12 protein-coding genes are annotated in these 12911 nt (G+C 69.6%); 4 read left to right on the forward strand and 8 right to left on the reverse strand.

The genetic code is table 11. The annotated features are described in order from the left end of the window. Positions 1-335: 335 nt before the first annotated feature. Complete coding sequence (locus CES90_RS34945) at positions 336-743, forward strand: hypothetical protein (RefSeq protein WP_189787450.1); 408 nt, start codon at positions 336-338, stop codon at positions 741-743. 262 nt (positions 744-1005) lie between these two features. On the opposite strand, the gene CES90_RS34950 is transcribed toward CES90_RS34945, so the two are convergent. Further along, positions 1006-1620, reverse strand: a complete 615-nt coding sequence (locus tag CES90_RS34950; RefSeq protein ID WP_189787451.1) for a TetR/AcrR family transcriptional regulator — start codon at positions 1618-1620, stop codon at positions 1006-1008. A 104-nt stretch (positions 1621-1724) separates the two neighbouring features. On the opposite strand from CES90_RS34950, the gene CES90_RS34955 reads away from it, so the two are divergent. Continuing rightward, on the forward strand, positions 1725-2633 hold the full coding sequence (locus tag CES90_RS34955; protein ID WP_229914356.1) for an alpha/beta fold hydrolase: 909 nt from the start codon (positions 1725-1727) through the stop codon (positions 2631-2633). Positions 2634-2700: 67 nt separating this feature from the next. Here the strand turns inward: CES90_RS34955 and CES90_RS34960 are convergent, their stop codons facing one another. The 3 genes from CES90_RS34960 to CES90_RS34975 all read right to left on the reverse strand — a co-directional run bounded on the left by CES90_RS34960 (position 2701) and on the right by CES90_RS34975 (position 6766). Continuing rightward, positions 2701-4197 carry an FG-GAP-like repeat-containing protein gene (locus tag CES90_RS34960; protein WP_189787453.1) on the reverse strand — a complete coding sequence of 499 codons (1497 nt, stop codon included), beginning with the start codon at positions 4195-4197 and terminating at the stop codon, positions 2701-2703. 182 nt (positions 4198-4379) lie between these two features. Then, positions 4380-5657 (reverse strand): DUF418 domain-containing protein, encoded by a 1278-nt coding sequence (locus tag CES90_RS34965; protein WP_189787498.1) that lies wholly within the window; start codon positions 5655-5657, stop codon positions 4380-4382. Positions 5658-5962: 305 nt separating this feature from the next. Further along, positions 5963-6766 carry an endonuclease I family protein gene (locus CES90_RS34975; RefSeq protein WP_189787454.1) on the reverse strand — a complete coding sequence of 268 codons (804 nt, stop codon included), beginning with the start codon at positions 6764-6766 and terminating at the stop codon, positions 5963-5965. A 576-nt stretch (positions 6767-7342) separates the two neighbouring features. On the opposite strand from CES90_RS34975, the gene CES90_RS34980 reads away from it, so the two are divergent. Together CES90_RS34980 and CES90_RS34985 are read left to right on the forward strand one after the other, a co-directional pair. Further along, the gene (locus CES90_RS34980) at positions 7343-8254 is read left to right on the forward strand and encodes a calcium-binding protein (RefSeq protein ID WP_189787455.1); all 912 of its coding nucleotides are present in this window, start codon (positions 7343-7345) and stop codon (positions 8252-8254) included. A gap of 206 nt (positions 8255-8460) precedes the next feature. Beyond that, positions 8461-9666, forward strand: coding sequence for an acyltransferase family protein (locus tag CES90_RS34985; protein ID WP_189787456.1), 1206 nt, complete (start codon positions 8461-8463; stop codon positions 9664-9666). Here CES90_RS34985 and CES90_RS34990 read toward each other — a convergent pair. The 4 genes from CES90_RS34990 to CES90_RS35000 all read right to left on the reverse strand — a co-directional run bounded on the left by CES90_RS34990 (position 9645) and on the right by CES90_RS35000 (position 12782). After that, a complete protein-coding gene (locus CES90_RS34990) occupies positions 9645-10241 on the reverse strand; it encodes a hypothetical protein (RefSeq protein WP_189787457.1) in 597 nt (198 codons plus the stop codon). The genes CES90_RS34985 and CES90_RS34990 overlap by 22 nt on opposite strands. A 126-nt stretch (positions 10242-10367) precedes the next feature. After that, the gene (locus CES90_RS34995; protein WP_189787458.1) at positions 10368-11387 is read right to left on the reverse strand and encodes a NucA/NucB deoxyribonuclease domain-containing protein; all 1020 of its coding nucleotides are present in this window, start codon (positions 11385-11387) and stop codon (positions 10368-10370) included. Between the two features lie 829 nt (positions 11388-12216). After that, a complete protein-coding gene (locus CES90_RS50255) occupies positions 12217-12417 on the reverse strand; it encodes a hypothetical protein (protein ID WP_229914357.1) in 201 nt (66 codons plus the stop codon). Beyond that, positions 12372-12782, reverse strand: a complete 411-nt coding sequence (locus CES90_RS35000; RefSeq protein WP_229914358.1) for an antibiotic biosynthesis monooxygenase — start codon at positions 12780-12782, stop codon at positions 12372-12374. Before CES90_RS35000 ends, CES90_RS50255 begins: the two co-directional genes overlap by 46 nt. Between the last annotated feature and the right edge of the window lie 129 nt (positions 12783-12911).

Below are 12911 nucleotides of genomic sequence, written 5' to 3' on the forward strand. Positions count from 1 at the left end.
CGCAACCCCGGTCCTTTGACGTACAACGGCAGAACGATTCACACCGAGGCGGGTTCCCGAGTGGGTGAGGACTCCATCGTCGCCTCGCGGGAGGCTGCTCATTCTCCTGGCGCTGACGTCATTCGAGTGCCTCTGCCGAACGCGAGGCGAGCACAGCAGGCGCAGGAGTATTTCCTGGATGACAGCAACCTGGGACCGCACGACAACAACACGAACAACTGTATGACCTTCTGTGCGAAGATCCTCAAGGCCGGGGGGCTATGAAATGCCGGTCTCGAACTCGATGGAATCGCAAGCTGGCTCCTCGAAACAAGCTTCGAGCGAAGGAGGTTGTGATGGCGGGCGACTGGGAGTGGCTGCGGGGTCTGCAAGCCTCCAGCGACGTGCCTGAGCAACTGCGCGCTCCGACGGCATCGCCTGCGCTCAATCTCGGTGTGCGGGTGATCGGCAGCAACATCGTCGGTAACGACGTGGTCGAACTCGCCGCGCAATACATGGCCGAACATGCCCGGCTCGAACTGTGGATCGGGAGTCATGAGCCGCCCCTGGGCTTTCGGCAGCGATTCGAGCGAGGCCGGCCCTCTTCCGAGGCGCTGCTTGTGGCCTACGAGGCGTGGATCGCGTTCGAAACCGCCTACCAGGCGGCCGGTAGAAAGGTCGACCAGGTATGCGACGAGCGAGAGAGGCTGAAGAAGGCCCTGTCCAGGGCTATCGACTCCCTCGTACGTGCTCGGATCGAATAGATGAGAAGGGGCTGGGCGGCCTGCCCTCCACCCCCGTCCGCAGTGCTTCAGTGGTGACAGAGGGGCCTCACCGGATCAGAGTCCGGCGAGGCCCCTCGGCCGTCAGTAGAGCCGGTGCAAAAGAATCAGGTGCAAGGGAAGGATCGCTGTCGCGCACGAGCCGGAGTGTCCTCGGTGAAGACGGTCGTGTCGTGATGGTCGCCTTCCGCACATTCGATCCTGATCGTGGGGCCGTTCCCCAAGTCCAGTCATTCGGCGTGTGTCAGGGCCGGAGGCGGGAGGCCAGGCCCTCGAAGTAGCCGCGGTGTACGGCGGGCAGGTCCACCTGGTCGGGGTCCAGGAGCCAGAGGAGGTGGGCGCCCTCCAGGAAGGCGGCGACCTCGATGGCCAGGAGGGGCGGGTCGAGGTCGATGCGGGCCGAGCCGTCGGTCGCCGCGCGGGTGAAGAGGGCCGTCAGCTGGGTGCGGAGGGCTCGGCCCCGGTCGCGGAACCAGGTGTGCAGGGCGGTGCCCGGCGTCAGGTTCTCGGCCGTCAAGGTGGTGTGCAGGGCAGTCAGTTCGCGTTCGGCGGCTGCCGTGTGCTCGGCGTCCCGCACGAACCAGTCGAAGGCCTCGGCGAGGGTGGGTTCCGAGGATGGGGTGGCCGACAGGCGGGCCAGGGCCCGGCGGTCGGCCTCCTCCAGGACCGCCTGGACCAGGCCGTCCTTGCTGCCGAAGTGGTGGATGAGGGCGGATGGGGTGACGCCGGCCTGCTCGGCGATCGCGGCGACGCCGGTGCCTCGTACGCCCTGCTGGGAGAAGAGGCTGATTGCCGCGTCCACCATCGCGCGTCGGCGTTCCACGCCCCGCTTCTGTACCTGTCCTTTGACTCCGGCCATGAGGGTCAGGGTGCCGGGTGGGGTGGTGGGGCGTCCACCTCGAAAACCCGTGCGCGATCCGCGTCGACTCATTATCTTGAACAACCATGCAGGAAAATAAAGTGATGAACGAAGAGCTGGTCGGCCGCGAGCGGGTCGTCCCCATGGACGGCATCGAGCTGTGGGCCGAGGAGTTCGGCAGCCCCGAGCATCCGGTCGTGCTGCTGGTGATGGGTGCGCAGGCTCAGGGCGTGCAGTGGAACGACGGGATCGTTCGGCGGCTGGTCGAGGGCGGGCGTCGGGTCATCCGGTACGACCATCGGGACACCGGGCGGTCCTCCGTCGTCGACTTCGCCGTGCGGCCGTACACCGTCGCCGACATGGCCTCGGACGCGCTCGCCGTGCTGGACGCGTTCGGGGTGGCGCGGGCGCATCTCGTGGGGGCGTCGCTGGGCGGGATCATCGCGCAGCGACTCGCCGTCACCGACCCGGAGCGGGTGCTGACCCTGACGATCCTGTCGTCCCAGCCGCTGGGTACGGACACCGCGGCGGTGGTGCGCCGGGCCATGGCGGGGGAGCCCCCGGCGCCCGGTGAACTGCCGCCGCCCAGCACCGAGTTGCTTGCCGCGCTCGCCAGCACCCTCCCCGATCCGGAGGCGGGCCTGGAGGGCCACCTCGCCCTCCGCCTTCCGCTGTGGCGGGTGCTGCACGGCTCGGTGCTGCCGTTCGACGAGGAGGAGTACCGGGCCATGGAGCGGCGGGTGTTCGAGCGGGCGCGTGATCTGGCGGCCGGGTTCAACCACACGCTCGCCGGGGCGGCCGGCGGGGACGACACGGCGGACCTGGCCTCCGTCGCCGCGCCGACGCTGGTGCTGCACGGCACCGAGGACCCGATGTTCCCGCCGGCGCACGCGGAAGCCAGCGCCGCCGCCATTTCCGGAGCCCGGCTGGTCATGATCGAGGGTCTGGGGCACAGCCTGCCCAGGGCGATGGACGCTCGCCTGGCCGAGGAGATCCTGCGGCACACGGCCTGACGGCCGCTCGCCGACGTTGTGCGGCGCGCGTACCCGGCACCGCCGGGCACGCGCGCCGCAACCGGTCTCACCGCAGGGCCGCTCCGAACATCGCGTCCGTGGCCGGTCCCGACACGTCCCCGGGGCCGAAGGCCAGGGCCGACGTGGTGGTCAGGCCGGTGGTGGTCCCCGGGAGGATCCAGACGGCGCCGTTGTCGCTGTTCTCGGCGGGGGCGCCGGCGGCGAGGTCGGGGTGGCCGTTGCCGTTGACGTCCAGGAGGGCCGTGGTGGCGCCGAACTTGTCGTCGTTCTCGGCTACTCCGGGGACCCCAGCGGTGTTCTGGTGGAAGACCTGGGTGCCGGTGCCCGTGATGCCGGAGGCGGTGCCGCGGACGAGGGCGACCGAGCCGGCGTTGACGATGCCGCCGATGTCCTCGTACGCGATGCCGAGGGCCAGGTCGGCGTAGCCGTCGCCGGTGACGTCGGCGACGGAGACGGCCGAGCCGACCAGGTCGCCGTCCTCCTGCGCGCCGGGGAAGCCGGGGAGGTCCTGGTCGAAAATCTGGGTGTTCGCCTCGGACGGGCCGGTGGGCGAGCCGTAGGCGACGCGGACCTGGTCGGACCAGCCGTCCGCGCCCACGACCACGTCGTCGTAGCCGTCGCCGTTCACGTCGCCCATGCCCGTGCCCGCCGGGTCGCGGCTCACGTCGTCCCCGGGCACCCAGCCGCGGGTGAAGCCCGAAGCTCCGCCCAGGAGAAGGCGGTTGCCCCAGGTGCCGTCGCCCGTGTAATGCCACTGGACCAGGTCGTCCCTGCCGTCGCCGTTGACATCCCCGACCTGGCCGGAGACGACCGGGCCGGTGATGGAGGACGGGCCGTCCTCGCAGCCGCCACCGCTCGCGCAGGAGGCGCCGTCCTCGTCCCAGCCCCACCACAGCGACTTGTCCAGGAGGTTCAGTACGGCGGTGGGCTTGCCGGCGCGGGAGATCGGGCCCTTCCACAGGGCCGCCGGCGCGCCCTCGGGATCGTCGCCGCCGACGGACTGGGCGGAGAAGAGCGCGAGATCGGTCTTGCCGTCGCCGTCGAAGTCGCCGGCCTGCGGGGCCGCCCCGAACCCGGCGATGCTCGTACCGCCGGTCAGCCCGGAGGCCGACCCCCATACGATCACGGAGCCCGCCGTACCGCCCGCGATCACCAGGTCGCCGTAGCCGTCCCGGTCCAGGTCGCCCTTGGTGAACGTCGAGCCGAAGCGCTGGTTCGTGGTGGCGGAGCCGGGCACGCCGCTCGTCGAACGGCTGACGAGCTTCTTTCTCGTCGTCGCTACCCCGCTCTTCGAGCCGTACATGACGGCTACGTAGCCCGCCTTGGCCTTACCGGACACCGTGGCGTTCGGGGCGCCTATGACCAGGTCGGCGTACCCGTCCCCGTTGAAGTCGTCCGCCACGTCCACCGATGCGGGGGCCGCCGAGGCCGGGCCGAGCGACCAGGCGGTCAGGCCTCCGGTCAGCAGTACGACCGTGGCCAAGGGCGCGCTCACTCGTGCCGCGCGGGTGCCGCGTCGTACTCCTGCTCCTGCTCGTGACATGCATGTGCCTTTCAGGTCGGTGGGGTCCGGCGTGGCGGAAGCGCCGCGTCCGTGTAGTCCGACACGAGTGAGCGTTCACCGGTTGTATGTGTGAATGTCATGGATGAGTAACTGACGGAAGAGCCCCTGGGCGCGAGTTCGTCCAGGGGCTCTCGTGAGTCAGCGGTACGGGCCAGTCCACATCAGGGCCGGTACACCAGCCGACGCAGGACTGTCTCGGCCGGGCCGCGTCGCCCGGCGCGTTCCAGGGCGTACGCCCCGGCCACCGTGACCAGCCAGACGCCGACCGCGAAGACCGCCATGGTGGCGCTGGTCAGGTGCTCGCCGAGGCCGAGGCCCCAGGCCGCCAACAGCGGGGAGAAGATCAGCGAGTGCGCGAGGTAGCAGGACAGCGATCGCTTGCCGACCGCGGACACCGCGACGACGGCCGTTGCGCCCCATCGGCCCAGTCGGCCCCGTCGGCCGGCCCGTTGGGTCCACCAGTGCGCGAACAGCGCGACGGCGGCGACATAGCCGATCCCGGCGGCGTTGCCGGTGAAATCCCGCAGGATGGTGAGCGCCCCCTCCTCGCTCTGTGCGTCGTCCGGCACCCTGAGCGCGCCGACGTGGGCGAGCGCGGCGGGCAGCCCGCCGAGCCAGCCGACCGCAATGCCGCTGACCGCGGTGCGGCGCAGCAGCCGCAGATGGCGACCAGGCTCCTCCAGGACGCGACGGCGTGCCGCCCAGAAGCCGAGCAGGAAAACCAGGTAGCCGCCGCCGATGAGCGCGAGCGGGGCACCGGCGAAGGTGACGAACAGGCCGGTTGTCAGCCGGGTACCGAGCGCCGTGAGCCCGTTCTCCTCTCCCGACGCGTACGCCTCGAAGCCTGCCTCCGCTCCCGAGTCCCCCAGAGATCCCAACTCGCCCCGGAGCAAGGCGGTTATCACTGGCAGTGCCGTGAAGAACACCAGCTGTGCGGCCGCGATCCCGATCCACCACTTAAGGGCACGCTCACTGCGCCTGACGAAGAGCCAGCCAAGGACGAGGCTCAGCAGCCCGTAGTAGCCGACGATGTCGCCGGCCATCAGCAGGGTGGCGTGGGACAACCCGATGACGATCAGCCACAGACTACGCCTGCGCAGGATCCCCACCGCAGCGCGCTCCGAGGTCCCGGCCTCGGTCTGGCGCAGGTAGAGCTGCATCATCCCGTAGCCGAAGAGGAACGCGAAGAGCGGATAGACCCGTAGATCCAATACGGTGATCATGGTGAACTGGACCGCGCGGTCGGCCCACGTACCGTCGACCGGCTGCCACCCCGAAGGGCCGTGCCGAGCCGCCCAGAGGTGGAAGGCGGTGTTGGACAGGACGATGAGCAAGAGCATCATCCCGCGCGCGAGATCGGGCGCCAGCGCCCGCTCCTCACCCTGAACGGCCCCGCGCCGCAGCGGCGCCTTCTTGGCCTTCTTGGTCTCGGTCGTCATCACACGACCACGCTAGGAAGGCGCCCGGTGCCAGGAAATCCGTCTTCGGTCTCACCACGGCCGACCAAAGTATGCCGCCCGTGGTACCTCGGCTGCGCCCCTGCCCGAGGTGCGGCAACGAGGGGCCGACGAGGCCTCAGTTCCGGTTGGAGTCTCGGACGGGGACGCCGGAGGGGAGGTTGTCGAGGACTTCGAGGCAGCTGCCGGCGTGCTCATCGCTGCGGGACGACTCGCGCGCAGTAAAAGGCGCCCTTTGAACACGACGAGCCCCCCGGCGGGGGCCGGGAGGCTCGTTTCACGCGCCTCTACCAGATCGCCTCGACCCACTCCGGGTGGTCGATGAACGGGTTCCGGTTGCCCTGGTAGTTGCTGTAGATGAGTTCGTTGCGGCGCTCCTCGAAGGAGTCCGGCGGGTCCTCGTCGTTCCAGGCCTTCAGGACGGAGAGGCGGCCGTGGAAGCGGGTGCCGCCGTTGTTGACGGAGTCGTTGGGCTCCAGGTTGGGCCAGCCGTCGTCGCCCTCGTAGCGGACGGCCATGTAGAGGATCATGCGGGCCACGTCGCCCTTGACCGCGTCGCGGGGCTCGAACGAGTTGGAGTCGATGAGGCTGCCGCCGCTGTTGGTGAAGCTGCTGCCGCCGTTGTCGAAGTCGAGGTTGCCGCGGCGGGCGTTGACCTGGACGTCCTCGGGGCGGAGGTGGTGCAGGTCGGTGCCCGGGCCGGCGGAGGTGCCGAAGTCGCCGTGGGACTGGGCCCACACGTGTTCGCGGTTCCAGTTGCCGGTGTTGCCGCCGCTGAGGGACTTGCTGCGGGAGATGCCGCTGTACAGCAGCTTCACGTTGCTGCTGTTGTTCGGGTCCTGGTCGGTGACCTTCAGCGCGTTCCAGACGGCCGAGTACGAGATCGCCGTCTGGTCGCTGATGATCGTGTGCAGCGAGGACTTCAGGGCCGTACCGGTCTTGCCGATCGCGTTCGCGTAGTACGTGTCGTCGTACGCGGTCGTCGTCGCCGAGGCGGGGGCGGCGGTGGCCGTCGGCAGGACGAGACCGACGAGCACGGCCGACGTCGCGAGTGCGACCGTCTTCCAACTGCGTATCCGCGCAGCGGGCATGTGGGTGTCCCTTCCCAGAGGGCCGCGCAGCGCGAGGAGTTGGTTCGGGGAGCCTCGGTCTACGCGGGTTGACTGTGTGGGTAACCGAGAGATTGGCATGGACGGGTCAGTCCGTGTGTTACGAGGAGAGGGCGATTTGATGACGTTACGGGAAATGGGGCAACCCCCGTGCCCCCGCTGCTCTTTCCGTGCCCCGGTTCAAGGGGAGACCCCAATTGACGTGGGAAATCAGGTGTGTTGCGTACGGCCCGAGGAGGGGTCCGGGTGGCGGTGGGCGGGCGGTGATTGGCGGTTCAGTCTCGGCGATACGTCTCGTTCGGGGCGTACTGCCGAGACGCAGCTGCCAATTGGTGTGCTCGTGCAGGGGCCCGCGGCCCGGGGAGTCACCCCGGTGCCCTTTCGGGCGGCCGGCCGGACCTGACGGGCACGCTTCCGGCCACTCCAGGACCGAGCCGGTTCTCGGTGCAACCCCCGCCCCGGGCCCGCTGTCTAAATAGGCGACTGAAGCAACTGCCACCCCCTCCATCTCACTCCCAACTCCGATCCCCATCCGCATTCGCGAAGGGTTACTTCTGCATGCGCACGTACAGGACCATCGTCGCCACGGCGACTGCCGCACTCGCCCTGGGCGGCGCTCTGTTCGCCGTGCCCACGGCCCAGGCGGCGACGACGACCTCGGGCGCCGTCGTTCACGAAGGCTCCGGGCTCTGGTACAAGGCCACCCCCGGACAGAACAACCAACTGACGATCACCGACACGACCGAGGAGAGGACCGACTCCAACGGGTTCCCCGAGTACTACTACGTCGTCACGTTCGACGATCGCTTCGACATCACCATCGACGCCCGCGCGGCGGAGGTGGACCGGTGTGCGTACCCCTCGGCGAGTGACCGCACCGTCGTTCAGTGCGAGGCCCCGGTCTCCCTGGGCTCCGACGACAGCCCTCGCTACGAGGTCACCGTTCGCGACGGCAACGACACCGTGACGCTCGACCCCGACAACAACGCCGACGCGACGGTCTACGCCGGCCCCGGCAACGACACCCTCACCGACAACAGCCTCTCGGCCGTCCTCTACGGCGAGGACGGCAACGACCGCCTCCACGGCGGCGGCGGTGGCTGGGGCATGGGTCCCTACGGCGGCAAGGGCGACGACACGATCACCGCCTGCGCCTACGCCTGCTACGGCGGCGCCGGCAACGACACCCTCACCGGGGACGCCGAGCTCAACAACATGTACGGCGACTCCGGCAACGACGTCATCCACGGCAAGCAGGGCCGGGACAGCCTCTTCGGCGGCAAGGGCAACGACAGGCTGCACGGCAACCGGGGCGACGACAAGGTCTACGGCGAGCAGGGCAACGACACCCTCTGGGGCGACCAGGAGAACGACGCGCTGTACGGCAACAGCGGCAACGACGTGCTGTACGGCGGCCAGGGCACCGACACCCTCTCCGGCGGCGCGGGCAGCAACAAGCTCCACCAGTAGTTCTCGCGCTCGTCCTCGCGGTGGTTCACGCAGGGGCACCAGGGCCTGTCCGCCGGGTCGTGTGATCCGTGGGACAGGCCCTGGACATGCTGTGACCCCTTGACCCCCACCTGGCCGGTGCCGGCGTGGCATTGAGGGGGCGGTGTGCGCCCGGTGCCGGTGAAGGAACGCTGTCCTCCATCCACGGTCCTGACCACACTGGGGGGATGACTGCGGAGGCCGAGACGTCGGCGGTTGCTCCCCGGCGTCGCGAACTGGACATACTGCGCGTAGTGGTCGTGCTCGGCCTGGTCTTCTTCCACGCCGCGCTCGTCTTCTCCCCGGACGACGACTTCTACGTCAAGAACGCGGAGACGACGGACGCCGTCACCGTACTTGCCGGGCTCGCCGTGGTGTGGGCTATGCCGATGCTGTTCCTGGTCGCCGGGCTCGGCGCCCGGCACTCGATACGCCGGCGCGGCCCGGCCGGCTTCGCCCGCGAACGTCTGCTGCGCCTCGGCGTTCCGCTGGTCTTCGTGACCATCGCCCTCAATCCCCTCCCGCAGTGGCTGCGGTTACGGGCGGCCGACCCCGCCTACGACGAGTCGTACTGGCGGTTCTGGCCCCGCTTCCTCAGCGCCCACCTGGACCTCGCCGACTTCCCGTTCGTCCTCGACGGCCGTTACTTCGACACCGGCCACCTGTGGTTCGTCGTACTCCTCCTCACGTTCTGCCTGCTCCTCGTACCGTTCGCCACGGCGCTCGCGGCCGGCGGCGAGCGCGCGGCGACGGCGGTGTCACGTCACCCCGGTCTGCTCCTGCTGCCGGCACTGCCCTTGGCCGCGATCAACGCCCTGCAGGGCATGGAGGAGGGGTTCGCGGGCTGGAACCGCTGGGCGTACCTGCTGTTCTTCCTCTGCGGCCACGCCCTCGCCGACGACCCCCGCGTCCGCGCCGCCCTGCGCCGACTCGCCGTACCGGTCGGGGTGCTCGGCCTCGTCCTGTTCGCCACGACCGCGCCCGGGTTCATGACCGCGGACGGCGACCCGTTCACCGACACGACCCCGTTGGCGCTGGCCACCCGCGCGCTGTTCGGGGCGGCGGGCTGGTGCTGGGTGGCGGCGATCCTGGGGCTGCTCGACCGCCCCCGTGAACTCCGCGAACTCCGTGGCGGTGGCCGGCCCGAGCGGCTGTGGGCGTATCTCGCCCTCGCCGCGATGCCGCTGTACGTGCTGCACCAGCCGGTCGTCGTCGCCTTCGCCTACGGGGTGGTGGGCTGGCCCGCGCCCATCGTCGTCAAGTACGCGGCGATCGTGACCGGTTCACTGATCGTGATCCTCGCGCTGTACGAGTACGCGGTCCGCAGAACCCGCCCGACCCGCTTCCTGCTGGGAATGCGTCGTCCTTGGCGTCAGTCGTGCTCGTCGGTGTGAGGGGCGGCGTAGGCCGTGGTGTAGTCCTCCACCGGTATGGCCATGTCCGCGGCGTAGTCGGCGCGGGCTTGGCGGTCCTCCTCGGTGATCTCGGGGTGGATCGGAGGGGCTTCGGGTGCGGGCCAGAACTGGATCAGATGGCGCTCACCGTGGTCGCCGATGCCGGGTTCGGGGTCGTCGGCGTGGCAGTACAGGCGCATGCGTACCCAGCCGTCGAAGGCGCCGGGGGAGGTCGGGGCCTGGAGAGGGGGTTCGTCGTCCGGCCAGGCGTCCAGGATGTCGCCCTGTTCGAGGGTGGCGAGGCAGACGCGGGGGAGGTCGGCCCGGAGGCTCAGCTCCTCCGCGGGCTCCCAGTCGCCGCCGGGTTCGGGGGCCGGTGGGGCGTCGTGGACCTGGACGGTGAGCTGGAGGGGGCCGGTGTCGGTGGTGGTGAGGACGACGGCGTTCGCTTCGGTGGCTGGGCCGCAGCGCCAGCCGAAGGGCATCTCGCGGGGGTAGTCGTAGTCGTCGGTGAAGCCGATGAGATAGCCGTTCTCACCGAGGTCGACGGTGAACGAGGACGCGTGGACCAGCAAGGGAAGCCTCCTTGAGCCTCCTTGAGCGGGGCAGGGTGCCCCCTCCCGAGGGGTCGGGAGGGGGCACCCTGTCTGGCGGTGGGAGTGTAGACGCGCTCAGCCGATCACGTACCGATCAAGGGGTGATCAAGAGGTGATCACGTAGAACGGGTCGCGGTCCATGACGTGCATCTGGCCGCGCCAGGCGGTGATACGACCGCCCTGGGACTTGTTCTCCTGGACCTTGACCCAGGTGATCGTCCGCTGGTTGGCGGGCAGGTGAGTGCCGCCCTCATAGGAGGAGGCGAAGGGGTACTCGTCGCACGAGGTGCGGCCGACGCGCTTCATGTCGGCCGGCGCGGAACGCGGACACACGGCGGCCCGGTTCTTGCCCTCCTGCGTCTTGTTGATCATCCAGTGCAGCGGCTTGCCCCCGTTGGGGTCACCGTAGTGGCCCCCGCGGGCGCGCAGCTTGCGGATGCCTTCGTCGATACGGGCCAGGCCCACCATGCTCACCGCCGTAGGGGCCTCGGGGAACGCGCACCCGGAGCGGTTGGTCCGGCTGCTGCCGTAGTAGTTGTCGCACCGGTAGGTGGCGGAGGCGTAGGAGACGCCGCCGGGGCGGTAACCGGCCTTGGTGAAGGTGTACTTGTAGGTCGTCTTCGCCTTGGGCTTGATCTTCTTCGGGGCGATGGCGGCGGACTTGTAGGACACGGTGCCGTTGCCCACGCTGTCGAGGGTGCGGCCCTGCGGGAACTTGACGGTGGGCTTGGTGCCGCCGCCGGAGGTGGCGCTGATGTTGACCCGGACGCCCTTGCCCTTGCCCGTGGTCTTCGCCTTGGAGACGGTGAACTTCTCGCCCCAGTTGGCGGAATTCGTCTTGAGGGTCATCTGGTGCTTGACGTTGAAGTCGGCGGTGCCCTCGATGACCGGGCGACCGTTGACGACTCTGATGACGTCGACGTGGACGGTGACCCACTCGCACGAGCTGAAGCGGTTCACCGTGATGCGGTTGATCGTGCAGGTGGCGTTGGCGGTCGGAGTGGCCAGGGCGCCTGCCTTGCCCTTGGCCGAGCCGACGGTGACCCGCAGCTGTGCGGCGCTCGCCTCGATGCCGGCCGGGGCGGCTGTCGCCGACGGGGCCGCCGCCGTGATCAGCAGACCCATCCCCACAGTGCCCGTTATGAGATGCTTCTTCGCTTTCAAGTTGTACCCCCGCGTGTTGGTCACGGCCGACGAGGGAGCAGTCATCAACTCACGTACGCCCCCGTCGCGTTGATGTCATCGAAGCACGGCAAGCGCAAAGAAGAGGTGATGGTGCGTAAGAGTTTGATCGGTTTCAGTCATGATCGAGCGATTGTTGGCGGTGGTGGCTGATATCGGGCCATTGGGCCATCGGGTCGTGTGCCTGGGGTGATCGGGTTCGGTCTGGGCCGTGGCACTGGAGTGGCAGGCGCTGTCGATGCACGAACAGATTTGACCAGAACTGGACTTGTATGTACGGACACCTCCCAAAGGGACACCTCCCAAAGGGACACCTCCCAAAGGGACACCTCCCGGGGAGGCGCCTCCCTTTGGGACGCAGCCCCTTGGCGCCGGCTACCGGAGTGTCAAGAGGGCTGTGCGCAGGGCGGACTCGGGGGGGGCAAATGATCGAGCGGGTGGGGCTTGGGGGCTTGGGGGCTTGGGGGGCCTCGGTGGATCACCGAGTCGACCGGTCCAGCTGTGTCGGCCGGGCCGCGGACCAGGGCGGTGGACGCAGCCCTCTGCGCGAAGGCGCGCTGAGGTGCGCTGAGGTGCGCTGAGGCGCCGCAGGATCGCCGGCCGCGCGACCGCCGGCGCCGCCCGCCACGCCCAAGGGCTCGCCGGTTCGGGTGCGTTGGCGACCGCGGGTGAGTGGGGGTTGTTCGCGCCCACGCGGCGGAGCCGCACATCGACACAGCCCCGTGCCCCTCAGGGCCCGCGCCTCTCAAAGGCCCGTCGCCGGGCCATGGCGTCAGTTCTGCGGCGGTGGATACAGCCACCGCCGCAGCAGGCGGCTCAGTCGCGGCATCACCAGGTATGTCAGCGTCGGCAGTAGCACCAGCGGGAACGCGGCGGCCTTCAGCGGCAGGGGCCAGGTACCCGTGTGGGGCGTCACCAGCCACTGGATCAGCAGGGTGCAGGGATAGGCGCCGAGGAACGTGGTGAGCGCCATCTTCCAGCGGGGCGGGGACTGCACGTGGTGCCGGGCAGGCTGAACCAGGTCTCCATCCCGGACGTCGACTGCCGCTCGCTGCCGATCTCCGTGGCGACGCCCGCCATCCTCGCGTGCCATGCCGCCCGCTCGTCCGACTCCAGCCACGCGGCGAGCCGGTGCGGATCGGACCAGCGCAGCACCGCGTGGAAGCGGTGGCCCTTCTCGGGGCGCAGCCACGAGACGCCCTCGTTGCCCGGGAACCGTCTGGCGCACCGGGTGATCCCGTGGGTCCAGACCTCGAACTCCTGCTCCCGGCCGGGGCGGACCTCCCCGGTGAGGACCGTGGTGACCGGCTCGCCCCGCCTCACGTCGGTGGTGCTCATGTTCACCACGTGTGCCACGCACGGCGGCGGCTCATGCCTCATGGCGTCGCCGCCCACCCCGCCCCCCTTATGGTTTCCGCGGTCCCGCAACGGGGCCGCCGGCCACCGGGCCCGTCAACGCATCAGCGT

The organism is Streptomyces capitiformicae, assembly GCF_002214185.1.
Taxonomy (GTDB): domain Bacteria; phylum Actinomycetota; class Actinomycetes; order Streptomycetales; family Streptomycetaceae; genus Streptomyces; species Streptomyces capitiformicae.

Bases quoted from the DNA above. Each gene is read 5' to 3' on its own strand.
- CES90_RS35000 (WP_229914358.1), bottom strand. From the start codon at position 12,782: ATGAGCACCACCGACGTGAGGCGGGGCGAGCCGGTCACCACGGTCCTC.
- CES90_RS34950 (WP_189787451.1), bottom strand. From the start codon at position 1,620: ATGGCCGGAGTCAAAGGACAGGTACAGAAGCGGGGCGTGGAACGCCGA.
- CES90_RS34965 (WP_189787498.1), bottom strand. From the start codon at position 5,657: ATGACGACCGAGACCAAGAAGGCCAAGAAGGCGCCGCTGCGGCGCGGG.
- CES90_RS34955 (WP_229914356.1), top strand. From the start codon at position 1,725: ATGAACGAAGAGCTGGTCGGCCGCGAGCGGGTCGTCCCCATGGACGGC.
- CES90_RS34985 (WP_189787456.1), top strand. From the start codon at position 8,461: ATGACTGCGGAGGCCGAGACGTCGGCGGTTGCTCCCCGGCGTCGCGAA.
- CES90_RS34980 (WP_189787455.1), top strand. From the start codon at position 7,343: ATGCGCACGTACAGGACCATCGTCGCCACGGCGACTGCCGCACTCGCC.
- CES90_RS34975 (WP_189787454.1), bottom strand. From the start codon at position 6,766: ATGCCCGCTGCGCGGATACGCAGTTGGAAGACGGTCGCACTCGCGACG.
- CES90_RS34945 (WP_189787450.1), top strand. From the start codon at position 336: ATGGCGGGCGACTGGGAGTGGCTGCGGGGTCTGCAAGCCTCCAGCGAC.
- CES90_RS50255 (WP_229914357.1), bottom strand. From the start codon at position 12,417: ATGGCGCTCACCACGTTCCTCGGCGCCTATCCCTGCACCCTGCTGATC.
- CES90_RS34960 (WP_189787453.1), bottom strand. From the start codon at position 4,197: ATGTCACGAGCAGGAGCAGGAGTACGACGCGGCACCCGCGCGGCACGA.
- CES90_RS34995 (WP_189787458.1), bottom strand. From the start codon at position 11,387: ATGGGTCTGCTGATCACGGCGGCGGCCCCGTCGGCGACAGCCGCCCCG.